Source organism: Ferruginibacter paludis (assembly GCF_030409685.1).
GTDB classification, from domain to species: Bacteria; Bacteroidota; Bacteroidia; order Chitinophagales; family Chitinophagaceae; genus Ferruginibacter; species Ferruginibacter paludis.
Genome location: NZ_JAUFQJ010000002.1, coordinates 516,822 through 541,746 on the forward strand (window position 1 = coordinate 516,822; position 24,925 = coordinate 541,746).

Consider the following 24,925-nt stretch of genomic DNA (forward strand, 5'->3'; position numbering starts at 1 on the left):
TAAAAAAATTTCGATTAGATGAACAAAACTGCAACTACTAAAACGCCTCAAACAAACAACGAATCGTTGAATATCTCCACTGCAGCAAACAGGGGATTGTACGATCCTCAGTTTGAGCATGATGCCTGCGGTATCGGGTTTGTTGCCAATATCAAAGGCAACAAAAGTCACCAGCACATTTCAGATGCATTAACCATTTTGGAAAATATGGAGCATCGGGGTGCCTGCGGTTGCGAAACCAATACCGGCGACGGGGCAGGTATTTTCATCCAGATACCGCATGAGTTTTTCTTTGATGAATGTGTAAAGCTGGGCGTTCATTTGCCATCCTTTGGCAAGTACGGTGTAGGCGTTATATTTTTTCCAAAAGAAATAAAACTCAGGGAAGAATGCCGCGATATATTTAACAGGGCTGCAGAAAAACTGGGGTTGGAAATATTGACTTACAGAAGTGTTCCGGTAAATACATCGGGCATCGGTCCGACAGCGTTATCGGTTGAGCCGGTAATGGAACAGGTTTTTATCGCTTGCCCCGATCATATTACCAATCCATTGGACTTCGAAAGGAAATTATTTGTACTGCGTAATTATACAAGTCACACAATATTCAATACCGTAAGGCAGGATGCCATTGGTTTTTACATCGCATCGCTTTCATATAAAACCATCGTGTACAAAGGCCAGCTCACCAGCCGCCAGGTACGCAATTATTTCCCTGATCTTAATAACAAAAGGGTTGTATCTGCCTTTGGGCTGGTACACTCCCGTTTTGCAACCAATACCTTTCCTTCCTGGAAACTGGCGCAGCCGTTCCGCTACATTGCACACAATGGCGAGATCAACACATTGCAGGGAAATTTGAACTGGTTAAAGGCAAGTGAAACAGGTTTTGTATCTCCTTATTTTAGTAAAGAAGAAATGGAAATGTTGCTGCCGGTGGTTACCAGTATGCAATCAGACTCTGCCTGTTTGGATAACATGATAGAATTGCTGACACTGACGGGAAGGTCATTGCCACATGTGATGATGATGCTGATACCAGAAGCCTGGGATGGCGATGATAAAATGGATCCTGTGAGAAAAGCTTTTTATGAATATCATGCATCTATGATGGAGCCATGGGATGGACCTGCTTCTATTTCTTTTACAGACGGAAAAATCATCGGCGCTACTTTAGACAGAAATGGCTTGCGACCATCAAGGTATTGTGTTACCAATGATGACCGTGTTATCATGGCATCTGAAACAGGTGCATTGCCTGTTGACCCTTCTATCATTATCGAAAACGGTAGATTACAACCGGGCAAAATGTTCGTAGTAGATATGGAGCAGGGCCGTATCATCAGCGATGAAGAATTGAAGAAAGGTATCTGCTCACAAAAGCCTTATGGCGAGTGGTTGAATAAATATAAAATCAGGCTGGAAGAGCTGCCCGAACCAAGGGTAATGTTTACCCACTTAGGCAGCGACCAGGTGTTTAAATACCAGAAAGCTTTTGGATATACAACAGAAGACCTGGATACTATCATTGCTCCAATGGCGCTGGAAGGAAAAGAGCCGATCGGTTCCATGGGCACGGATGTGCCGCTGGCGGTATTAAGCGATCAGCCTCAGCATTTGAGTTCTTACTTCAAGCAATTGTTTGCGCAGGTTACCAATCCGCCGATTGATCCTATTCGTGAAAGGTTAGTGATGTCTCTTGCGACCTTTGTTGGCAACAATGGCAATTTATTGAATGAAGATCCTTTGGCTTGTCACACGGTAGCATTGCAACACCCGGTGCTATCCAATTTTGAGCTGGAAAAAATCAGGAGTATTGATACCGGAGTGTTCCAGGCAAAGACTTTGCAGATGTATTATCGGGCAGATGGCAAACCGGATTCGATGAAAAAGGCGCTGGCAAGAATTTGTCGTTATGCCGTAGATGCAGCCGAGGATGGTTTTGAGGTATTGATATTAACTGATCGTTCTATCGATTCAGATCATGCACCCATCCCTTCTTTACTTGCTACAGCTGCCGTTCACCACCATCTGATCCGTAAAGGTTTAAGAGGACAGGTTGGTATTGTTGTAGAAGCGGGCGATGTTTGGGAAGTGCATCATTTTGCCTGCCTGCTGGGGTTTGGAGCAACTGCTATTAACCCTTACCTGGCTTTATCCAGCATCCGGGACATGAAGATCAGCGGCAAGCTGGTTACTGACCTGGATTCAGATTATCTTAAAAAGAATTATACCAAGGCGGTTAATGATGGCTTGTTGAAAGTGTTCTCCAAAATGGGCATTTCTACTTTGCAGTCTTACCAGGGTGCACAAATATTTGAGATCATTGGTCTAAACAGGTCTGTTGTAGATAAATATTTTACTGGTGCTATTTCCCGCATTGAAGGGATGGGACTGGATGAAATAGCCAAAGAAAATTTAGCCAAGCATGCATTTGCATTTAGCAAAAAAGAAATACCGGTTGACCGTTTACCAGTAGGCGGATTGTACCAGTGGAAGCGTAAGGGAGAGTTTCATTTATTCAATCCCCAGACGATTCACTTGTTGCAATATTCAACAAGGATGAATGATTATGCCACGTTTAAAAAGTATTCAAAACTGGTAAATGACCAGGGTGATAAAGCTTGTACGCTGCGGAGTTTGTTTCAATTTAATTTTCACCGTGCACCCATTTCAATAGATGAAGTAGAACCAGCAGAAGGAATATGGAAACGTTTTGCAACTGGCGCTATGAGTTTTGGATCTATTTCTCATGAAGCACATAGCACGCTGGCTATTGCCATGAACCGTTTAGGAGGAAAGAGTAATACGGGCGAAGGTGGTGAAGACGAAATGCGTTATAAACCAGCTGCCAACGGTGACCTGATGCGCAGCGCCATCAAGCAGGTTGCTTCGGCAAGGTTCGGCGTTACAAGTTATTATTTAACAGAGGCGGATGAATTGCAGATAAAAATGGCACAGGGGGCTAAGCCTGGCGAAGGTGGCCAGTTGCCTGGTCATAAAGTAGATGACTGGATAGGTAGAGTGCGTCATGCCACACCTGGTGTTGGATTGATTTCTCCTCCACCGCATCACGATATTTATTCTATTGAAGATTTGGCCCAGCTGATATTCGATTTAAAAAATGCCAACAGGGCTGCACGCATTAATGTAAAACTGGTGTCAAAAGCGGGTGTAGGTACTATTGCAGCGGGTGTTGCCAAAGCTAAAGCAGATGTGGTCTTGATAGCCGGCAACGACGGCGGAACAGGCGCTTCGCCTATCAGTTCTATCAAACATGCAGGCTTGCCATGGGAGCTGGGACTTGCAGAAGCGCACCAGACTTTGGTAAAAAATAAATTACGCAGTAGGGTTGTTTTACAAACCGACGGGCAATTAAAAACCGGTCGTGATATAGCAATCGCAACTTTATTGGGAGCAGAAGAGTGGGGTGTTGCAACGGCGGCGCTGGTTACCGAAGGCTGTATCATGATGCGCAAGTGTCATCTGAATACTTGTCCCGTAGGTGTGGCTACACAAGATCCAAAATTGCGTGAGCGTTTTACCGGTGATGCTGAATATGTAGTGAACCTGTTTAAATTTTTAACAGAAGAATTAAGAGAGATCATGGCGCAGCTTGGCTTCAGAACCATCAACGAAATGGTGGGCCAGGTTGATTGTTTGGAAACAAGGCCAGACATTACACACTGGAAATACAGCAAACTGGACTTGTCACCAATTTTATACAAAGAACCCGCCTCCATTTACACGGGCTTGTATAATAAAGAAAGCCAGGATCATGAAATGGATAATGTGCTTGACTGGAAATTACTGGCAGCTGCCCAACCTGCATTGGACAAGCTTGAAAAAGTAACCGCCAGTTTTGATATCAAAAATATCGACAGGACAACGGGAACAATTTTAAGCAATGAAATTTCAAAAAAATACAAAGGTGCCGGTTTACCCGACGACACCATTCACTTTAAATTTAAAGGCACAGCAGGACAAAGTTTTGCAGCTTTTAATACAAAAGGTGTAACAATGGAACTGGAAGGCGATGCCAATGATTATTTTGGTAAAGGTTTGAGCGGAGCCAAGTTGATTATTTATCCTTCGGCTAAAGCGAGGTTTGTTCCGGAAGACAATATTATAATTGGCAACGTGGCATTTTATGGAGCTACGTCGGGTGAAGCATATATCCGTGGAAAAGCAGGTGAGCGTTTCGCGGTGCGTAACTCAGGTGCCACAGCCGTTGTGGAAGGCGTGGGTGATCACGGATGTGAATACATGACAGGTGGAAGAGTAGTAGTGCTGGGAAATACCGGAAGAAATTTTGCTGCTGGTATGAGTGGTGGTATTGCTTATGTGTATGACGTAAAAGGAAACTTTGATGTTAACTGTAATAAGGAAATGGTGGATCTTGACCCGGTTGGAGAAGCAGATAAAGCGGAATTAAACCAATTAATCAGCAATCATTACCAATTTACAAAAAGTACTGTTGCCAAATTTGTGCTGGATGATTTTGAAAACCAGCTGAAGAATTTCATCAAGGTATTTCCGAAAGACTATAAAAAAGCACTGGCTAAAATTTCCGCTGCAGCTGTTGAAGAGAAACTCAAATAGGAGGCAACCTTCTCCGCTTTTGTAAAAGCCGATAAGGATAAAATGCACAAGAGCAGATAGCTATCGGCTGCGACGCCACCGCCGATGCAAAGAGCAAAAATGCCGGAATAATAATTACGACACGAAAAAAATAATTAACTGAAAAACAAATAATACAATGGGCAAACCAACCGGTTTTTTAGAGTTTACAAGAGAGCTTCCTGCCAAGCGCCCCGCTCAGGAACGTGTGCATGACTATAAAGAATTTATAGAAAGATTTCCTGAAGAAAAATTAAATCAGCAGTCAGGCAGATGCATGAATTGTGGTGTACCTTTTTGTCACAATGGATGTCCGCTCGGTAATGTAATACCAGAGTTTAATGATGCGGTGTATCGCAAAAGCTGGAAAGAAGCATATGATATTCTTTCCTCCACCAATAATTTTCCGGAGTTTACCGGACGTATTTGTCCTGCACCCTGCGAAGCGGCTTGTGTGTTAGGTATTAATCAGCCCGCTATTACAATTGAAGAAATTGAAAAGCATATTATTGAAATAGCTTTTGATAAGGGGTTTGTAAAAGCACACAAACAGGTTTCCCGCACAGGTAAAAAAGTAGCCGTTATAGGCAGCGGCCCTGCAGGTTTGGCGGCGGCTGCCCAGTTAAATGTTGCAGGTCATACCGTAACCGTTTTTGAACGCGACGATGCGCCGGGCGGTTTATTGCGATACGGTATACCCGATTTTAAACTGGAGAAATGGGTAATTGACAGAAGGATAAAATTGATGGAAGAGGAAGGAATTATTTTTAAGTGTAATGCCAATGTGGGTGTAAATATCAGCATCAGTGATTTATTACGGGAATACCAGGCAATAGTGTTGGCTGGAGGGTCAACCATACCAAGAGATTTGCCTATTCCCGGCAGACACTATAAAGGCGTGCACTTTGCCATGGAGTTTTTAAAGCAACAAAATAAAAGGGTGGCGGAAAGAACTTTCGATGAGAAGGATATTTTTGCTACAGGTAAAAATGTGATTGTTATCGGCGGTGGAGATACCGGCAGCGACTGCGTTGGAACCAGTAACCGGCATGGAGCTGCCTCTGTGACTCAGTTTGAATTATTGCCCAAACCACCCGAGGCTCGCAGCTTGGTAATGCCCTGGCCTACTTATCCTATGTTGTTAAAAACCACATCTTCACATGAAGAGGGTTGTGAACGACATTGGGCGGTTGCTACCAAAGAATTTATTGGTGATGAAAAAGGTAATTTAAAGTCGCTGGTATTGGTAGATTTAGAGTGGAAAGTCGTTGACCACAGGCCGGCGCAATTCGTGGAAGTTAAAGGAAGTGAAAGGGAAGTTCCCTGTGAACTGGCTTTGCTGGCAATGGGATTCGTGCATCCGCAACATGAAGGTTTGATTAAAGAACTGGAACTTGAGTTGGATGAAAGAGGCAACGTAAGGGCTTCGGAGAAAAATTACCAGTCTAATATTAGTAAAATCTTTACGGCAGGGGATATGCGCAGGGGGCAGTCGCTGGTAGTTTGGGCGATAAAGGAAGGACGTGATTGTGCTGAAAAAGTAGATGAATTCCTTGTTGGAAACTCGCTGCTTGAGACAGCCGACGGGAATATGATTGCCCGGTACCTGGTTTAATAAATTTCAACTTTTTAATGAAAACTCTCTGTGCAAACAGGGAGTTTTTTATTTGGAGCATATATGATTTTTAAATATCCAAGTATTTTATATCGAAAAGTCGGTTAATGTGATGTTAATTTAAATTAAATGTACAATATGAGTATAATGTTAACAATTATTCAGGTGGATGAATATTTATCTGCAAAATTTTGGTATTTTTGTTTAAATGCTAAAACATTATATTATTTATTAATACTAAAACCGCTAAACGTTATGAAAAAAATCGGAATAAGGGAAGTGCTACCTTTTTTTGCACTTACGGCAGTAGCCGTAGGTAGTCTTTTCTTTCCTACTGCTGAGGCCTTTGCAGATACTTCCAAATATGTAACGGGAGATATAACATGGGTTTTGATATCGACTGCTCTGGTGTTTTTGATGACGCCAGGTCTGGCCTTTTTTTATGGAGGTATGGTGAACCGAAAAAATGTATTGAGTACTATGATCAAGAGTTTTGTCGCAGCCGGTATTGTAACTGTTTTGTGGATTACAGTTGGCTACGGAATGTCTTTCGGAACTACCATTGGAGGTGTTATAGGAAATCCAATGTCGCATTTATTTTATAAAGGCGTTGTGTCCGGTGCTCCGTGGGTAGGTGGTCCAACCATTCCGCTAACCTTGTTCTCTTTATTTCAGTTAATGTTTGCTATCATAACCCCAGCACTGGTTGTGGGTGCAGTGGCTGAAAGGGTTCGCTTTACTTCATATGCCTTATTTATTGTGTTGTTTTGTGTATTCATCTATTTTCCTGTATGTCACTGGGCATGGCATCCTGACGGATTTTTATTTAAAATGGGCGTGCTTGATTTCGCTGGTGGTACAGTTGTGCATATTACGGCAGGTTGTGCAGCGCTGGCGGGTGCACTGGTATTAAAAAGAAGAAAATCGCATATCGACAATATTGAAAATCATCCAGCAAATGTTCCCTATGTATTGATCGGAACCGGTTTGCTGTGGTTTGGCTGGTTTGGTTTTAATGCCGGTTCAGCGCTGGCTGCCAATACATTGGCGGTATCTGCTTTTGCAACTACCAACACAGCTGCTGCCACAGCCGGTTTGTCCTGGATGTTTTTTGATGTATTACGCGGTAAAAAGCCATCTGTGCAGGGGTTTTGTATTGGGGCTGTAGTAGGCTTGGTAGCTATTACTCCGGGAGCAGGTTTTGTAGGTATTGCACATAGCGCCTTTATTGGTTTTGTTGCTGCCATCATTTCCAACCTTGCTGTTTCATTACGTTCCAAGACCAAAGTAGATGATACATTGGATGTATTTCCCTGCCATGGCATAGGTGGGATTGTTGGCATGTTGCTCACTGGTGTTTTTGCCTCTCATGCAGTAAACAGTGCGGTGGGTTTAGATGCTACTGCCAATCACCAGGGATTATTTTTTGGTGGTGATTTGTTTTTTACCCAATTAAAGGGAATGGTAATTGTTGCCAGCTATAGCTTTATTGTAGGGTGGCTGATATTTAAATTTATCAATTTCGTAAACCCATTGCGTGTTTCTGAAGATGAAGAATCTGCGGGTCTCGATGAATCTCAGCATGGTGAAAATTATGTACAGGGTACTTTACTGGTGAGGTCTGAAGGTATTATTGAAGAGAGACCTGTTCATTAAATTTCTAAAGACATAAATATTATTAAATCCGCGGCAGTAATGTCGCGGATTTTTTTTGTCAAGCGCCGCCATTCGTCTTTTCAACCTGAAAATGCAGCCCAATCATTTCGTTAACCAGAAGTTATTGTATGATATATATTATATTTAATAATCTTAATAAAAGCCAGTAAATACTGCATTTTATATAAATTTTGAGCGTTACTTTTAAAATTTTCTAATAAATAGACCTATTTATACACATGTTAACTATAAATATGTTTTTTTATTAGGGTTACTTTTGCTTTTTGTGCGTATTATTGTGAAAGAGATTTAGATTATACTAAATCATAATTTATTCGATTTTGTCCTTATGATATACTGGATTGCTTTTGCCAAAAGAGATTCAACACTTTTCTTTAACCAACTACTAAACTAAAAACAATGATTAAAAAAATTTTTGGAACTGCAATCATCGCTTTGTGTGCCATGCAAACTCTTCATGCGCAGGATTCTACCAAATCTCTTACCATTTCCGGATCTGTTGATGGTTATTACCGTTATAACTTTTCGAATGCTGCCGGTAATAGTAACAACAAAACAAGCTTTACAAATTCGCAAAGTTCATTTGCTTTAGGCATGGCTACAATCAAGGCCGACGCCACGGCTTTATCCGGTAAAGTTACCGCGACTGCTGATCTGGGATTTGGCACAAGAGCCGAAGAGTTCTCTTATTATGAGTCTGCCGCAAAATCCAGCCTTGCAATGGTAAAGCAATTATACCTTACTTATGCATTATCGAGTAATGTAAAATTAACTGCAGGAAAATTTGCAACCCACGTTGGTTATGAAGTGATGGATGCTCCTTTAAACAGGAACTACAGCATGTCCTATATGTTCACTAACGGTCCATTTTCTCATACAGGTGTAAAGATGGATGTTACGGCAGGCCCAGTTGGATTTATGCTGGGTGTTGCTAACTTCATTGATCAGACAACTTCTACTACAAGCACAAAAACGCTACTCGCACAGGTTAGCGGAGGGTCTAAAGATGGCAAATTAAAAGCGTATCTGAATTATGCCGGATTTTTTGGAGCCAATGAAGGCTCAAATCCACTGGCTTTAAAAAGTTTAAGTCAGCTTGACCTGGTTGTTAACGCAACAGTAACCGATAAATTCGGCATTGGGTTTAACGCAACCATGCAGGATCGCAAACAAATTGAAGGTTCTGCCAATCCAAGCGGCAGCTGGAAAGGCCTTGCTTTGTATCTGAATGTTGATCCTTCGCCAACAGTTGGCCTTACCTGGAGAAATGAATTGATCAGTGATAGTAAAGTAGTTTATTATGGCACGAAAAGCATTTATGCAAGCACGCTGTCCTTAGATTATAAAGTTGGTCCTTTTACCCTTATTCCTGAATTAAGATTTGAAGCTGCTCAAAGCGAAATTTATTCAAAAAATGATGGCATCGGTTCTAAATCAACCGCCACCGCATTGCTTGCAGCAGTATACAAATTTTAATCAACGTTTTCTTTTATACCAACCTTAACCAATAAATTATCTATTATGAATGTAAAAAAAATCGGTAAATGGACACGCCACCGTATTGCATCTTATGCAATGGCAGTCGTTGTTTTGGTCCTCATGCTATCACCCGTTCTTACCATGGCGCAGGATCCTACGGGAGCCGGTACCGGTACCGTTAAGGACCTGGGGATAGATACCCTGGCTGCTACATCGGACACAGCTTTAAACAAGGTAGTAAGTGCAGTTAATGTAATAGCTGCTGCAGATGGCCACAGTAAAATTTCCATCAATATTATGTGGACATTGATCTGCGGATTTTTGGTAATGTTTATGCAGGCTGGTTTCGCATTGGTTGAAACGGGTTTTACTCAAAAGAAAAACGTAGCCCATACAATGGGTATGAACTTCCTGGTTTACGCCTTGGGTATGTTCGGTTTTTGGGTTTGCGGTTTTGCGTTAATGTTCGGCGGAGCGCTAAACGCCGTTACACTTGGAGGAGCACCGGGCGTTATTCCGCATGAATATGTAATTCACATGTTTGGTAAAGATTTTGGAATAGCTGGTACAGTAGGATTTTTCCTTAACAGCAAGGTGTATGACGTTGGTGTATTTACATTGTTCCTTTTCCAGATGGTATTCATGGATACAACTGCTACCATCCCTACCGGATCAATGGCAGAAAGATGGTCATTTAAATCTTTCCTGATTTTTGGTTTGTTTATTTCCATGTTTGTATACCCTTTGTACGGCAACTGGGTATGGGGCGGCGGATGGTTGTCTCAGCTGGGGGTTAATTTTGGTCTGGGTCATGGTCATGTAGATTTCGCCGGTTCTTCTGTTGTGCATTTGGTGGGCGGTGTTGCTGCATTAGCTGGTGCAATCATCATCGGACCACGTATTGGTAAATATGGTAAAAACGGAGAAGTGAATACGATCCCTGGTCACAATATTCCAATGGCACTTTTAGGAACATTCATCCTTGCCTTGGGTTGGTTTGGTTTTAATCCGGGTTCAACCCTTGCAGGTGGCGATTTACGTATTGCCGTAGTTGCGGTTAATACCATGATGGCGGGAACAGCTGCGACATTATCTGCACTTATATTTATGTACATTAAAGGACAAAAACCTGATCCGGGTATGTTATGTAACGGATTACTGGCAGGCCTTGTAGCTATTACTGCACCATGTGCATTTGTAGATTCTATGGGGTCAGTAATAATCGGAGCAGTTGCCGGTATACTGGTAATTGTAGTTTACAATTTTGTAGACAGAAAGCTAAAGATCGACGATCCGGTTGGCGCATTTGCAGTACATGGTGCCAATGGCGCTTGGGGTTGTATCGCTTTAGGATTATTTGCTGACGGTTCATATGGTGACGGATGGAATGGTGTACCAGGAACAGTAAAAGGATTGTTCTATGGCGACGGAAAACAATTGGTTGCTGAGCTTATTGGCGTAGCAGTTTGTTTTGTTTTCGTATTTGTTGTGATGTATGCTTTCTTCAAACTATCCAACAAAATAACACCAATCAGGGTAAAAGCAGAAGATGAAATTGCTGGCCTGGATATGCCTGAAATGGGTGTTCATGGTTATGTTGATTAAATAGTTTTATGGTCCCATCGGAATTTTTTGATGGGACCATTTTTAATTTCAGCAGGAATAAAAGTTTACAAATGAAAAGAATAGTTCATAGAATAATGACCCCCTTACGGTATTTTATCAACGATAGCCGCACGGTAGGTATTATTTTAATCATCTGTACTTTATTGTCTATATTCCTGGCTAATAAAGGAATTGGTCTCTCCTATAGAAATTTTTGGAACAGTGAGATGCACAGTTTTAAAGCATTGCACCTCCCTGCCACTTACCTGGAATGGATCAATAACTTCCTGATGGGTATTTTCTTTTTAATGGCCGGAACGGAAATAAAAAGAGAATTAATGGAAGGTGAATTATCTTCTTTTAAAAAAGCAATTCTCCCATTTGGCGCAGCCTTGGGCGGCATGATGGTACCGGCTTTAATTTTCATTGCGTTTAATGTACATTCAAGTTATATCACCGGCTGGGGAATACCTACAGCTACTGATATTGCATTTTCATTAGGCATTGCTTCTTTACTGGGCAAACGGGTGCCGTTAAGTTTAAAAATTTTACTGATGGCGCTTGCTATCATTGATGACCTGGGGGCAATCATTGTTATTGCATTATTTTACGGAGGCCAGTTGCACTGGACGTTCCTTGCAATCGCAGGTGCGATATTCCTTGCATTGATGGCCTGCAATTATTTTAAAATAAAATTCGGATTTCTTCAAATTATATTGGCTGTATGCCTGTGGTATGCCATTCTTCAGTCGGGTATTGAAGCAAGTATTGCCGGGGTAATATTTGCCTTTACCATACCCACAAAAAAGCTGGTGGCAGTCGAAAAATTCATTCACAACTTTGTAAACTTTTTTATACTGCCGCTTTTTGCATTGGCAAATACAGCACTTTTTATTCCGGCTCATTTTGCAGAAGCATTGGGAAGTACAGTAGGGATCGGAATTATTGTAGGCCTGGTGGTGGGAAAACCCCTGGGTATATTTTTGATAAGCCGCTTACTGGTGTCTTTAAACATAGCCAAGCTGCCACATAACATTCAGTGGAAACAAATACTGGGTATGGGTACGCTGGCTGGCATTGGTTTTACGATGTCTATATTTACCACCATGCTTGCTTTTGGTGACGATGCTGTGAGGGATATAGCAAAGATCGCTATCCTTACAAGCGTTGCTTTATCAGTAGTAGCTAGCGTATTGTACTTTTGGGCCATCAGTACAGAGACTGATCAATCAGTGGCTCATCTGCACAAACCTGTGGTAACACCACCTTCGCTGGATTTACAGCTGGAACTTAATTAGAAGTATACATTTTTCATATGGCAAGCAATCGTTAACACCGTCTATTTTTATAGAGGGTGTTTTTATTTACATGAAATGTAATCTTTAGCAGAAGATAGGGCACAAAAAAACGCAGTTGTAAAACTGCGTTGAATATGTTTATACCAAAAATTAAAACTTATGCTGTAAGGCATGCTGGGTGTTTATCTTTCCAGTAAACGAAAGCAGTTAAACCGCCTATCCATCCCAGGGACACAAGTAACACTTTTGATACTTCTATAATTACGGGACTGTAACTGAATAGCTGAAAATCTGCTGATAAAAGATTGATTACTGACATACGAAATTTGCATTTATAACGTAAAGGTCACACCTATATTTCAATAAAACAAGCGCTGGTGCTGCATTACAGCCATATTCGACGTTGATAAATGTATTAAGAAAAATTGCATATTCATTAATAGAAGCCGCGGCTTTTCAATCCAATGATGAGGAGGAAAATTTTTGATTTATTTGAGTACCCTGAGCCGGCAATAGTAGCAGATCAAAATAATAAGTAACATTTTTTGCGTGCCTCAGAAACAAAAAAAATGAAAAATATTTTAAAATATTTTTCATTTACTATAAAAAAGGGGATAATTTTTAAAGTTACGTTACTGAAACCTACGCGTTTTTCAATTTATTTACCACTTCCAGATCCTGGCTTGACAAACTTTCCCACCATTCATCGGTAACATCTGCCAGGCGGTATTCCGTATCAATGTCATAATTGCCTTCTTTATCTATCTCATAAAAGCAATTATTTAAAGTGTCCAATACGCTGTTCACAGATTTTAATTCTACAAACAACAGCCGGCTGATAATCTTTTTATTACTTTTTTGCTCAAGGAATTCTACTCTTTGCTGAAGGTCCAGGATTTTATCATCGCGTCGGGCGAGCAAATAGCTGGCAATAAAAATGCTGAAAAGAAAAACTATGATTAATCCTACTATCATGTACGCCGTTTAAAATTGAAAAATATTAAGCCGAATTTCTGCCTGCGTTGATGATGCCAAAAGAGGAGCGCATAATCAATTTCTCGTAGGTTTCTTTCAGTGGAGAATTAATGAGGTTGTCCTCAATCTCCCGTATGTTCATGATAGCAAACTGTTGTATCGTTAATAAAGGCAGTACAATTCTTTCCCGCATTGCAATAGACAACTGATCAACCGGGTAATCGCTCATCAGTTCTTTTTTGCCGGAAATCTTTAAAATGTATTGCCTGGTTAAATTAAATTCATCATAAATCACTGTCCAGATTTCACTGTATTTTGGATCTGCTGATAAAAATTCGGTGAGTGGGAAAAAGCATTTCTTCATGGCCATCTCACAGTTATCAAGCAAAGTTTTAAAAAAGAGCGACTTATCATAAAGTACTTTTAACTCATCAAATTTTCCCTGCTGATCCAGTTCTTTCAAAGCGCTGCCAACGCCGAAATACCCGGTAACGTTTTGTTTTAGCTGTGCCCAGGCACCCACGTACGGGATAGCCCGCAGGTCTTTTAAAGAAAGTTTGCTGCCTCCGGTACGCTTGGCTGGCCGGCTGCCGATATTGGTTTCGCTGTAAAATTTAAGCGGACTTACCTGCGATAAATAATCGGTAAATCGGGGATGACTTTTTAATGCGCTGTATTTTGTAAAACTAACTTCAGCCAGGTGTTGCAGCAAATTTTCTTCCTCCTTATTCATCAGCACATGACGGTTATTAAACAATTCATTTGTTATACCGGCATGCAGTAATTGTTCAATATTAAATTGGGCGCTTTCCACAGTTCCAAAGCTGGAACTAACCGTTTGCCCCTGCACTGTCAATTGAATTTCCTTGTTGGAAATATTTTGGCCCATGGATGCATAAAATTTATGCGTCTTACCACCACCTCTTGACGGTGGTCCACCGCGGCCGTCAAAGAAGAGTACTTCCACCTCGTGTTGTTTTGAAACCGTGGTCAGGTTTTCCTTTGCTTTATAAATCCCCCAGTTTGCCATCAGGTAACCACCATCCTTGGTTCCGTCAGAAAAGCCGAGCATAATGGTTTGCCTTTTACTTCTATTTTCGAGATGCGTTGAATAAACTTTGTTCGAATACAATTGTTGCATTACATCCGGCGCATTCTGCAAGTCTTCGACCGTTTCAAACAAAGGTATAATGTCGATGCTAAGGGATTCTTTTTTCCAGCCGCATAATAAGAATAAAGCATATACTTCCAGCACATTCAATGCGCTTGAACACTGGCTGATGATATACCTGTTACAACCAGCTTCGCCATTAAAATCCTGTATGTTTTTAATGGCTTTAATGGTGGCAATGGTATCCGCAACTAACTGGTCGTCAAAGTGCTCTTCTTTTAGTGGTACCTCAATGTAAGTAAGGAAATCAATTTTTTCTTCATCAGATAAGCTGGCGTAATTTTCCGGCAAATAACCTGATTTTTTTGAAATTGCTTCCAATACTTTATTATGAACCGAACTTTCCTGGCGCACATCCAGCGAAGCAAAATGCAAACCGAACACATTTACTTTATTGATAAAATTATCTATCAGGTAAAGAAACAATCCATTGTGTTTGTAAATCAATATTTCCCGGATTTTATGCAGTTCGTCCAGTATTTTATTTTTATTGATCGCAGTCCGCTGACCGGGGATAAAAATGTTGTTGTACATCTCCGTTTCAAGATCTGCCAGAATGGTGTCTACACCCTCAAAAGTTAAGCGGCGTTTGATCCTTCTTATTTCCAGGTAGTAAGATTTGATAATGCTTCCCCTTAATGCATCGGCCACTTTTAAAGTAGTAGAGGCAGTTACGAAAGGATTACCATCCCTGTCGCCGCCGGGCCAAAAGCCCATCGTTATAATCGGGTGATTGGCATCTATTGCATTCGGAAACTGGGAAGTTAAAAAAGACATGATCCTGCCGGTGGCAGCATAAAAAACATTTTCAAGATACCATACCAGGTTCAAAGCCTCATCGTATGGCGTTGGCTTTTGCTTTTTAAAGAAAGGTGTTTTGCCTAACTGCTGCAGGTACATATTAATTTGTGCCGCATTATTTGCCATCAATGCTTTAGATAAATCATTGATGATACCTAAAACAGAACCCGGATAAAACTGTGTCGGATGGGCCGTGAGCACAAGCCGAACCGCAAAGTTTTTTAATTTGGCAGACAGTTCCTCTTCTTTATTGGTTTGCAATACTTCGCTTTCCAGGTGTTTTAAAGTACCAACGCCACCCATGTCGTTTACTTCTTTAAAAGACGCATCTTCCAGGGCATCAAATAACACTACCTGTCTTTCTATATACTGAATGAATCTGAATAAAAGGTCCAGCCGCTCCTGTGGCTGGCGGTAGGTAGTTTGTTTGTTAAAAAAGTCTTCAATGATTTCCACCGGACTTTGCTTTTTACGATACCCCTCTTCACAGTTATTTTGTAACAGCGATAAAAGTATTCCTGTTTTTTCAATCCGGTGAAATGGAAGAGAAGTAAAGAGACTGTTATACAATTGAAATTTTATTCCAACCAAGTTCTTAAAATGCTGCAAACCTGTCGACGACTGATGATCCATATTCAATAAAAATTAATAAAAAGTAATAAAGCTGGCAGCAATTACCACAAAGCATGAAAATACTTAAAAAATTTCAAATCGGTGGCCTTGTTTCCAATTATTTACTTAATTTAGCGGCCACAAAAGTGGTACAAGTGAAATTACATATTATCTCATCGCAAATGCCTTTAGCAACTTCTGCTGCAGGTACCACTATTTTTACAACAGGCACAACCCGTTAAGGGTTACAACTTTCATATTACCTTTGGGCAAATCGCCGTTTTCATAAATAAAAATTATTACAGTCATTATTTTACATCACATCTATAAATAAAAGAAATGCAGGTTCTAAAGTTTGGTGGAAGTTCTGTTGCCAACGCGTACAATATTAATAAAGTAATTGACATTGTTAAAGAGAAAATTATAACAGATAAAACAATTGTGGTTGTATCTGCCTTTGGAGGAATAACGGATATTTTATTGCAATGCAGCCAGCTGGCTGCGGAAGGAAATGAAACGTATAAAGAAAAGTTACACGAAGCCGAACTCAGACATCTTACTACCGTAAAAGAACTGATTACGATAACCCAGCAAAGTGCGGTGTTGAGTTTGGTAAAAACTTTGTGCAACGAGATTGAAGATATTTGCACAGGCATTTATTTACTGAAAGAACTATCCGAACGCACCAAAGACAGAATTGTAAGCTACGGTGAAATACTATCCTCTAAAATTATAGCCGCAAAATTAAATACAGAAGCCATCGCATGCGAATGGGTAAACTCCCCTGAGCTGATTATCACCAATTCAAATTATGGTTCAGCTGCTGTTGATTTTACCATTACCGATAAAAAAATTGCTGACTATTTTGCAGCCTCCGGCGCAGGATTATTTATGATGCCGGGCTTTATTGCTTCAGACAGTACGGGCGCTAATACCACGCTTGGCCGTGGTGGTTCTGATTATACCGCAGCGATTGTTGCTGCGGCATTATCCGCACAAGTGCTGGAAATTTGGACAGATGTATCGGGTATGATGACAGCCGACCCCAGGCTGGTGACTAACGTAAGAATCATCCCGCAGATATCTTACCAGGAAGCGATGGAACTGTCGCATTTTGGAGCTAAAGTAATTTACCCGCCTACCATACAGCCGGTAAGGGGCAAGGGCATCCCAACTTGGATAAAAAATACATTCGCACCGCAGGATAATGGTACTGTAATTCAACAGGAGTCGAGCAATAATACCAATAGCATACGGGGTATATCAAGCATTAACAGCATTGCATTGTTAAGCCTTGAAGGTAGTGGAATGGTAGGTATTCCCGGCTTTTCAAAACGACTGTTTGAAGCACTGGCAGAAAAAAAGATCAATGTTATTTTAATTACACAAAGCTCCTCGGAACATTCAATATGTGTAGGTATTGATGCCGCCACAGCAGAAACCGCCAGGCAGGCTATTAATGAAGCATTCGCCTACGAAATTGAGACCAAAAAAGTAGATCCCATCGTTGTTGAAAAAGATTTGGCCATCGTGGCACTCGTGGGGGACAATATGAAAAGTCATCCGGGCATAAGCGGAAAAATGTTCGGTAATCTTGGTCGCAATGGTGTTAACGTTCGGGCAATTGCGCAGGGCTCCTCTGAAAGAAATATTTCAGCGGTTGTATCTACACAGGATGTAAAGAAAGCCATCAATGTACTGCACGAAGAATTTTTTGAAACCGTGTATAAAGAGATAAACCTTTTTATAGCCGGCGTTGGAAATGTAGGAGGAAAACTAGTGGCACAAATACTACAGCAACAGCAATTTCTATTGCAAAATCTTCATCTGAAAATAAATGTCGTCGGTTTATGCAACAGTAAAAAAATGCTTTTTAAAGATGAAGCGATTGATCTGAAAAATTGGAAATCCTTGCTGCTTGAGGAAGGTGAAACAATGGACATGCAGGTATTTATCGAGCGGATACAGTCCAAAAATTTACGTAACAGTGTTTTTGCAGATGTTACTGCCAATGAAATGGTAGCTAGCTGTTATGAGCAGCTATTACAAAAAAGTATTTCGGTGGTAGCCTGCAATAAAATTGCCTGTTCCTCTAAATATGAGTACTATAAAAAATTAAAAAACCTGTCGAGAGAATTCAATGCACAATTTTTATTTGAAACCAACGTAGGAGCCAGTTTGCCGATTATCGGAACATTGAACGATCTATTGCGTGGGGGTGATAAAATCAATACTATACAGGCTGTATTAAGTGGTACACTTAATTTTGTTTTTAATAATTACGATGGTAACAAGAGCTTCGCCACAATTGTAAGACAGGCGCAAGCTGAAGGCTACACAGAACCTGATCCACGGTTGGACTTAAGTGGTAAAGACGTAATGCGTAAAATAATGATACTGGCCCGGGAAGCCGGCAACGTAATAGAAATGGAAGACATCGCCAACAACAGCTTTATGCCGCCTGCATGTATGGTTGGTTCTGTAGAAGATTTTTACAAATCCATGGAAGAGCACGAAGCGCATTTTAAACAATTATTTAAAGAGGCAGGAGAAAACAAATTGAAGTTTGTTGCATCCTTTAAAGAAGGTAAAGCATCTGTTGGATTGCAGCACATCAATTCACAGCACGACCTGTACCATCTATATGGAAAAGACAATATTGTATTATTTTATACCGATCGTTATGTGGAACAACCACTGGTAATAAAAGGTGCAGGCGCTGGTGCAGATGTAACAGCTTCCGGCGTATTTGGTGATATTATCAAAGCGTCGAGGGTGTAATAAAAATTGTTGGAAAGAAAGTAAAATAGCAAGAACTTATGAATGAAAATCAGCACACTATATTAGCGCAAGGCGAAAAAAATAATACGCCTGTTGTTGGTGCAAAAGGGAAGCTGGTAAAGATTTTAGCGCCAGCCACCGTGGCAAATTTGGTTTGTGGTTTTGATGTGCTGGGATTGTGTCTGCATGAACCAAACGATTTGATGGAGATAGAATTACTGGAAGAAAAAAAGATCGTCATAGTCAGCGCAGATGGCTATCCGCTGCCGTTGGATCCGGCGCAGAATACAGCAGGAGCACCATTGGTTGAAATGATCAGCGAACTGCCTGGCAATATTGGTTTTAAAGTCACTATTCATAAAAAAATAAAGCCCGGAAGCGGGATAGGTTCAAGCGCTGCCAGCGCTGCAGGCGCAGTGGTAGGTGCCAATTATTTATTAGGCGATTTTTTTTCTAAACAAGACCTGGTGCGTTTTGCCATGTTTGGTGAAAAAGTAGCTTCCGGCGTAAAACATGCTGATAATATTGCGCCCTGTATTTATGGTGGAATAACCCTTATCAGAAGTATTCATCCGCTGGACATTGTGCCAATCCCTGCACCTGAATTATATGTGACCATTGTGCATCCGCAGATAGAAGTGCGTACATCAGACGCACGCCAGATTTTACGTAAAGAAGTATTGCTGAAAGATGCCATTAAGCAATGGGGAAATATAGCCGGCCTGGTGGCAGGGTTTATTCAAAAAGACCTGGCGTTGATCGGCCGTTCACTGGAAGATGTAATCATAGAACCTGTGCGAAGCATTCTAATTCCTGGTTTTGATGAAGTTAAATTGAAATGCAAGGAAGCAGGAGCTTTAGGTGGCGGCATTTCCGGTTCAGGTCCTTCCATTTTTATGCTAAGCAAAGATGAACCAACTGCGATTGCGGTTGAAGGAGTAATGAAGGAAATTTACAACCGTATCGGATTGGCCTATCATACTTATGTTACCACAATTAACCAAACAGGCGTTACAGTAATTGACAATTAATAGTTTATTCCGTTTGGGTGTTACCCATTTTATACACATATCAATAATTGTTTGCGCTAATCAATTTTTGTTTTGGGGCTTTAAATTTCCTAATTCATAACTTATAATTCATCACTCACCAGATGCAATACTATAGTACCAATCATCAATCTCCCAAAGTAGATTTTAAACAGGCGACCATTAATGGGCAGGCGCCAGATAAGGGGTTATATTTTCCGGAACAAATACCGCCACTCCCCACCGGCTTTATCGACAACATCGGCGACTACTCTAACGAAGAGATTGCATACCAGGTCATAAAACCATATGTTGGCGATACCATTCCAGAAACTGAATTGCGGCGCATTGTAAACGAAACTGTGAACTTTGAAATTCCACTGGTTAAGATTACAGAGGCCATTTTTTCATTGGAACTGTACCACGGTCCCACACTGGCTTTTAAAGATATCGGCGCCAGATTTATGAGCCGTTGCCTGGGGTATTTTGTAAAAGACCTTGGGAAAAAAGTGACCGTGCTGGTGGCAACGTCCGGGGATACCGGTGGGGCTGTGGCCAATGGTTTTTATGACGTAAATGGGGTTGAAGTGGTGATATTATATCCATCGGGTAAAGTAAGTTCTGTTCAGGAAAAGCAACTGACTACACTGGGTAAAAATATTCATGCACTGGAGGTGGATGGTACATTTGATGATTGCCAGCAGATGGTAAAGCAGGTTTTTACAGACGAAGCATTAAATAATCAGCTATTTCTGACATCTGCCAACTCCATCAATGTTGCAAGATGGCTGCCGCAGCAATTCTATTATTTCTTTGCTTATAAACAGTGGGCTCAAAAAAACAACCCTCCGGTAATTTCAGTGCCGAGTGGTAATTTTGGTAATATTTGTGCAGGTATCCTCGCCCACTTTTCCGGATTGCCGGTAAAGCATTTTATTGCAGCCTGCAATGCCAATGATGTGGTACCCGATTTTATGGAAACTGAAAAGTATACGCCTAAAAAAGCGATAGCAACCATTTCCAATGCAATGGATGTTGGTAACCCAAGTAATTTCATCCGCATCCTCGAAATTTTTCATCACCAGTTTGCCAGTCTGAAGAAAGACTTCAGCAGCTGCAGTATTTCAGATGCTGAAACAAAAGCTACGCTTCAGAAAGTGTATAAGGAAGAAGGCTATTTATTGGATCCGCATGGGGCAGTAGGTTACCTGGCGTTGCAGGAATATTTGAAAGAAAACCCAGACGAAAAAGGCATCGTTTTAGAAACAGCTCACCCGGTGAAATTTTATGATGTGGTGGAACCTGTAATCGGCGAAGCCGTACCCATACCGCCAACCGTGCAGCAACAATTACTGCTGCAGAAAAACAGCACTAAAATGGCTGCCGATGCAGGGCTATTAAAAACATTTTTACTTGCTATGTAATCAATAAACTGCCGCCTAAAACTGCCCCTATGAGTAAAATAAAAAAGAGGTTGTTATATTTTTTGGGAGTTGTTGCGCTCGCCTATTTTTTAATGCTCATTCCTGATTCAGACAAAGCAGGAGGCAATGCAGCAGCCAGCAAGGCTTTTACATGGAATAAAGATTTACTATGGAGCCAGTTGGAAGATAATTTCAGAGCCGCCAAACTGGAAAATAAATCAAAAGTTGATTCTAATATCCAGGCTTTGTTTTTATCAGGTGAAGAATTAGTTGATAAAATTAAGTTGCCCGGTATTGCTGCAGCAGATACAAATTTCACCCTTCTTTTAAATAATTTTTTTTCGCTTGCACCATTGATTGCAGCACAGCCACAGCAAAGAGATTCCTTTATTCGATTGTACAGCAAAATTCGCCGGGAAGTCAAGTTGCAATCACAGCACTGGGATATAAATGATGTTGTTGTACGCAATAGTTTATACCAGTTATTATATGGTATGCGGGCAGCGGAAGAAGAAGTGTTATTGCAAACTGCGTCCGTGCCTTTTGACGCAGCCATTAATGTAACCGATGTTGTCTCGGCAACACCTGCTGCAAAATTATTTGGCATCACTGTTCACAGTGGCGATTTACTGGTGTCACGGGGAGGTGCAGAAGTATCGGCATTGATTTCAAGAGGCAATGATTACCCGGCGAATTTTTCTCATGTGGCTTTAATCTATGTGAATGAAAAAGAAGATGCTTTTTTAATCGAGGCACATATTGAAAAAGGTGTAGCTGTTTCTTCACTTGCACAATATATAAAAGATAAAAAGCTGCGCTGCATGGTATTGCGCCCCCGGGCTGATTTACGCCAATTGCAGGAAGATAAAATGGTACCACAGAAAGCAGCGAAGCTGGCGTATGATGAGGCGCTCAGCCGGCATATTCCTTACGATTTCAAAATGAATTTTTACGATAGTACCGCTATGTTTTGTTCGGAGGTGGCCTCGTATGCCTATCGTAAAAATGGCATTTATTTATGGCAGGGTGTGTCCACTATTTCATCACCTGGAGTTGTTGACTGGCTGAATGCATTTGGCGTAGAAAATTTTGTGACGCAGATGCCGGGCGACCTGGAATATGATCCGCAATTAGGTGTGGTAGCAGAATACCGGGATCCCGAAACCTTGCTGAAAGATCACATTGATAATGCAGTAATGGATGTGTTGCTGGAGCAGGCGGATAAAGGAAAACAAATTAAGTACAATCACTGGCAACTGCCTTTTGTACGGATAGTAAAAGGCTGGTGTATGGCAAAAAATTATTTCAGAAAGCCGGGTATTATACCCGAAGGCATGAGCGCAACAAGGGCTTTAAAAAATCAGTATTTTGTCGCCATGTACCAGGCACTTAAAACAAAAGCGGTCGCTAAAATTGACCAGTTTAAAAAAGACAACCATTACCTGCCACCTTACTGGCAAATGATAAACCTGGCAAGGGAAGCTGCAGCAGAGCAATAAGGCAGTTCTCAGGCTGCTGCTTGTTCTGCAATTTCGTCCATGCTGATACCACTGTGACTTTCATCGTACACGCATTCACTGTTTTTTATCAGCAATACCTGAGGCGATTCATGGCTCACATCAAATACATCCACTATTTTTTGCGAAATATTTCTGTGTTTAATAAGATCAAGATAATAGAAATCAATCCCAGCAGGCGCTGATCCTCTTTCCAAACGGCTTTTAGCCATGCTGCTGATAGAGCAACGTGTGCTGTGTTTAAAAATAAGTTGCGGTTTGGTATTTGAAAGGTTTTTGATATCGCTTAATTGCGCTTCGTCGTTTAGTTCAATCCAGTTCATATAATTAAGGAGTACTTTTTAGTGAATGATTTTTTCTGTCATTGGGCAGCCGGTTTTCCTGCTTGAATAACAGGATGTCAAAACAGCTAACATGGTAAAAATTACCAGCGTAGTTAAAATGATTTTCTTCATGTGTTTTTTAAATTGAATAAGATCAATAAAACGCAAAGATACAAAATGGCTATTATTAACATAGGCGCAGGGTTTTGCTATTTAAATCTTAACTTGCCTTTAGTATTTCAAACTTCATTTTTAAGGATGCTTTTCGGAGTACTATTTTCAACAACAACCAATTAAAACAACAACAAAATTCCCCCAATGTCTTTACAATTAGTCCGACCAATAGCCTTTATAGATTTAGAAACCACCGGTGTAAACCTGTCAACAGACAGGATAGTAGAAATTGCGATGATAAAAATTTTGCCTGATGGCAGCCGCGTGGTAAAAAGAAAATTAATCAATCCACAAATGCCTATCCCGGCTGTAACTACCGCCATACATGGCATTACAGATGAAATGGTAAAAGATGCGCCGACTTTTAAACAGGCAGGAAATGAGTTAAAAATGTTTATAGAAAACTGCGACCTGGGAGGTTACAACAGCAATCGTTTTGATATCCCTATGCTGATGGAAGAGTTTTTGCGTGCAGGAATGGATGTAGATCTCAGCACCCGGAAGATGGTGGATGTTCAGCATATTTTTTACACCATGGAGCCCCGTACTTTAACCGCAGCCTATAAATATTATTGTGAGAAAGAACTGGTTGATGCGCACAGTGCCGAGTCGGATGTTAATGCAACCATTGATGTGTTGTTGTCGCAGATACAGCGTTATCCGCAATTGGGTAATTCAGTGGAGAGTATTTTAGGTTCAATCGGGGAAGAAAAGATAGTAGATTATGCCCGCCGCTTTTTATTTAATGATAAGGGCGTGGAGGTTTTTAATTTCGGAAAGCATAAGGGCCGCCCGGTGATGGATGTATTAAAAGCGGAACCGCAATATTACGATTGGATGATGCGGGGCGATTTTCCGTTGCATACCAAGCAGAAATTGACCGAGATTTTGAACAGAACCCTGTTAAAGAATACCTAATTAGAAAGTTCGCGTAAAATGGTATGGGAAATATTATTTACAAATTGTACTTTCGTTTAAAGTATGCCATTTTAGTCTTTGGAGAAACTTGTTATCATACCAACCTATAACGAAAAAGAGAATATTGCCTCCATTATTGAGGCAGTATTTGCTTTGCAGCAACAGTTTCATGTGCTTATTATTGACGATGGGTCACCTGATGGAACCGCTGAAATTGTAAAAACACTGTTTTCAAAATACCCGGCTCAATTATTTTTAGAAGAACGCAAAGGGAAGTCTGGTTTGGGTACTGCCTACATCCATGGGTTCAGGTGGGCGCTTGCAAAAGGTTACCAGTTTATTTTTGAAATGGACGCCGACTTTTCTCACAACCCGGCAGATTTGCAGCGCTTATATGAAGCTTGTAAAAGTGGGGCTGGCGTGGCAGTAGGGTCAAGATACGTAAAAAATGGTGCTGTTGAAAACTGGCCGGCCAATCGTATCGCCTTGTCGAAGGGAGCTTCTTTATATACAAGGCTAATCACCTGGATGCCGGTGATGGATCCAACTGCCGGATTTGTTTGTTACCGCCGGGAAGTATTGGAAGCCATTAATTTATCAGCTATTCATTTTGTAGGATATGCCTTCCAGATAGAAATGAAATTTGCCGCCTGGAAATTGGGATTTGTCATTAAAGAAGTGCCCATCACTTTTAAAGACCGTAAGCTGGGCGATAGTAAAATGAACAAAGGCATCATTAAAGAAGGCGTTTTTGGTGTAATTAAATTACGCTGGTTAAGCCTTTTTAAAAACTATCGCAACAATGTAAAAAGCGGTGATACTGTAAATTTTCAACGCCAGGAAATAATACTGGAAGGAGAATAGTTTCAGTATCAATCCCTCACTTCTTTTTTACTTGCGTCCATCA

General features: G+C 40.9%; 16 protein-coding genes. 13 read left to right on the forward strand and 3 right to left on the reverse strand.

Going from position 1 to position 24,925, the window contains the following annotated elements:
- The first annotated feature begins 18 nt into the window (after window positions 1–18).
- The 6 genes from gltB (at window position 19) to nhaA (ending at window position 12,294) form a co-directional block, all read left to right on the forward strand.
- Entirely contained in the window at window positions 19–4,602 is a 4,584-nt protein-coding gene (gltB, locus tag QWZ08_RS04070; protein WP_290335941.1) for a glutamate synthase large subunit, read from the forward strand.
- Window positions 4,603–4,759: 157 nt separating this feature from the next.
- The gene (locus QWZ08_RS04075) at window positions 4,760–6,235 is read left to right on the forward strand and encodes a glutamate synthase subunit beta (RefSeq protein ID WP_290335942.1); all 1,476 of its coding nucleotides are present in this window, start codon (window positions 4,760–4,762) and stop codon (window positions 6,233–6,235) included.
- A 255-nt stretch (window positions 6,236–6,490) separates the two neighbouring features.
- Window positions 6,491–7,891, forward strand: a complete 1,401-nt coding sequence (locus QWZ08_RS04080; RefSeq protein ID WP_290335943.1) for an ammonium transporter — start codon at window positions 6,491–6,493, stop codon at window positions 7,889–7,891.
- Window positions 7,892–8,311: 420 nt separating this feature from the next.
- Window positions 8,312–9,388, forward strand: coding sequence for an outer membrane beta-barrel protein (locus QWZ08_RS04085; protein ID WP_290335944.1), 1,077 nt, complete (start codon window positions 8,312–8,314; stop codon window positions 9,386–9,388).
- A gap of 45 nt (window positions 9,389–9,433) precedes the next feature.
- Window positions 9,434–10,996 carry an ammonium transporter gene (locus QWZ08_RS04090; protein ID WP_290335946.1) on the forward strand — a complete coding sequence of 521 codons (1,563 nt, stop codon included), beginning with the start codon at window positions 9,434–9,436 and terminating at the stop codon, window positions 10,994–10,996.
- A 71-nt stretch (window positions 10,997–11,067) separates the two neighbouring features.
- Complete coding sequence (gene nhaA / locus QWZ08_RS04095) at window positions 11,068–12,294, forward strand: Na+/H+ antiporter NhaA (RefSeq protein WP_290335947.1); 1,227 nt, start codon at window positions 11,068–11,070, stop codon at window positions 12,292–12,294.
- A 642-nt stretch (window positions 12,295–12,936) separates the two neighbouring features.
- On the opposite strand, the gene QWZ08_RS04100 is transcribed toward nhaA, so the two are convergent.
- Both QWZ08_RS04100 and QWZ08_RS04105 read right to left on the reverse strand, forming a co-directional pair.
- On the reverse strand, window positions 12,937–13,269 hold the full coding sequence (locus QWZ08_RS04100) for a hypothetical protein (RefSeq protein ID WP_290335948.1): 333 nt from the start codon (window positions 13,267–13,269) through the stop codon (window positions 12,937–12,939).
- 25 nt (window positions 13,270–13,294) lie between these two features.
- On the reverse strand, window positions 13,295–15,874 hold the full coding sequence (locus QWZ08_RS04105) for a phosphoenolpyruvate carboxylase (protein WP_290335949.1): 2,580 nt from the start codon (window positions 15,872–15,874) through the stop codon (window positions 13,295–13,297).
- A 53-nt stretch (window positions 15,875–15,927) separates the two neighbouring features.
- Here QWZ08_RS04105 and QWZ08_RS04110 point away from each other — a divergent pair, with 53 nt between their 5' ends.
- From QWZ08_RS04110 to QWZ08_RS04130, 5 genes are all read left to right on the forward strand, one after another.
- Window positions 15,928–16,095 (forward strand): hypothetical protein, encoded by a 168-nt coding sequence (locus tag QWZ08_RS04110; protein WP_290335950.1) that lies wholly within the window; start codon window positions 15,928–15,930, stop codon window positions 16,093–16,095.
- A gap of 97 nt (window positions 16,096–16,192) precedes the next feature.
- Window positions 16,193–18,634 carry a bifunctional aspartate kinase/homoserine dehydrogenase I gene (thrA, locus tag QWZ08_RS04115; RefSeq protein WP_290335951.1) on the forward strand — a complete coding sequence of 814 codons (2,442 nt, stop codon included), beginning with the start codon at window positions 16,193–16,195 and terminating at the stop codon, window positions 18,632–18,634.
- A gap of 38 nt (window positions 18,635–18,672) precedes the next feature.
- On the forward strand, window positions 18,673–19,665 hold the full coding sequence (locus tag QWZ08_RS04120; protein ID WP_290335952.1) for a homoserine kinase: 993 nt from the start codon (window positions 18,673–18,675) through the stop codon (window positions 19,663–19,665).
- 122 nt (window positions 19,666–19,787) lie between these two features.
- Complete coding sequence (gene thrC / locus QWZ08_RS04125; protein ID WP_290335953.1) at window positions 19,788–21,086, forward strand: threonine synthase; 1,299 nt, start codon at window positions 19,788–19,790, stop codon at window positions 21,084–21,086.
- A gap of 29 nt (window positions 21,087–21,115) precedes the next feature.
- On the forward strand, window positions 21,116–22,585 hold the full coding sequence (locus QWZ08_RS04130) for a YiiX/YebB-like N1pC/P60 family cysteine hydrolase (RefSeq protein WP_290335954.1): 1,470 nt from the start codon (window positions 21,116–21,118) through the stop codon (window positions 22,583–22,585).
- Between the two features lie 8 nt (window positions 22,586–22,593).
- On the opposite strand, the gene ytxJ is transcribed toward QWZ08_RS04130, so the two are convergent.
- Window positions 22,594–22,926, reverse strand: a complete 333-nt coding sequence (gene ytxJ / locus QWZ08_RS04135; protein WP_290335955.1) for a bacillithiol system redox-active protein YtxJ — start codon at window positions 22,924–22,926, stop codon at window positions 22,594–22,596.
- A 318-nt stretch (window positions 22,927–23,244) separates the two neighbouring features.
- Here ytxJ and QWZ08_RS04140 point away from each other — a divergent pair, with 318 nt between their 5' ends.
- Window positions 23,245–24,018, forward strand: a complete 774-nt coding sequence (locus tag QWZ08_RS04140; RefSeq protein WP_290335956.1) for a 3'-5' exonuclease — start codon at window positions 23,245–23,247, stop codon at window positions 24,016–24,018.
- Window positions 24,019–24,096: 78 nt separating this feature from the next.
- The gene (locus QWZ08_RS04145) at window positions 24,097–24,882 is read left to right on the forward strand and encodes a polyprenol monophosphomannose synthase (RefSeq protein ID WP_290335957.1); all 786 of its coding nucleotides are present in this window, start codon (window positions 24,097–24,099) and stop codon (window positions 24,880–24,882) included.
- Window positions 24,883–24,925 lie beyond the last annotated feature (43 nt).

Coding starts and splice junctions, on each gene's coding strand:
- gltB (WP_290335941.1), top strand. CDS start 19: ATGAACAAAACTGCAACTACTAAAACGCCTCAAACAAACAACGAATCG.
- QWZ08_RS04075 (WP_290335942.1), top strand. CDS start 4,760: ATGGGCAAACCAACCGGTTTTTTAGAGTTTACAAGAGAGCTTCCTGCC.
- QWZ08_RS04080 (WP_290335943.1), top strand. CDS start 6,491: ATGAAAAAAATCGGAATAAGGGAAGTGCTACCTTTTTTTGCACTTACG.
- QWZ08_RS04085 (WP_290335944.1), top strand. CDS start 8,312: ATGATTAAAAAAATTTTTGGAACTGCAATCATCGCTTTGTGTGCCATG.
- QWZ08_RS04090 (WP_290335946.1), top strand. CDS start 9,434: ATGAATGTAAAAAAAATCGGTAAATGGACACGCCACCGTATTGCATCT.
- nhaA (WP_290335947.1), top strand. CDS start 11,068: ATGAAAAGAATAGTTCATAGAATAATGACCCCCTTACGGTATTTTATC.
- QWZ08_RS04100 (WP_290335948.1), bottom strand. CDS start 13,269: ATGATAGTAGGATTAATCATAGTTTTTCTTTTCAGCATTTTTATTGCC.
- QWZ08_RS04105 (WP_290335949.1), bottom strand. CDS start 15,874: ATGGATCATCAGTCGTCGACAGGTTTGCAGCATTTTAAGAACTTGGTT.
- QWZ08_RS04110 (WP_290335950.1), top strand. CDS start 15,928: ATGAAAATACTTAAAAAATTTCAAATCGGTGGCCTTGTTTCCAATTAT.
- thrA (WP_290335951.1), top strand. CDS start 16,193: ATGCAGGTTCTAAAGTTTGGTGGAAGTTCTGTTGCCAACGCGTACAAT.
- QWZ08_RS04120 (WP_290335952.1), top strand. CDS start 18,673: ATGAATGAAAATCAGCACACTATATTAGCGCAAGGCGAAAAAAATAAT.
- thrC (WP_290335953.1), top strand. CDS start 19,788: ATGCAATACTATAGTACCAATCATCAATCTCCCAAAGTAGATTTTAAA.
- QWZ08_RS04130 (WP_290335954.1), top strand. CDS start 21,116: ATGAGTAAAATAAAAAAGAGGTTGTTATATTTTTTGGGAGTTGTTGCG.
- ytxJ (WP_290335955.1), bottom strand. CDS start 22,926: ATGAACTGGATTGAACTAAACGACGAAGCGCAATTAAGCGATATCAAA.
- QWZ08_RS04140 (WP_290335956.1), top strand. CDS start 23,245: ATGTCTTTACAATTAGTCCGACCAATAGCCTTTATAGATTTAGAAACC.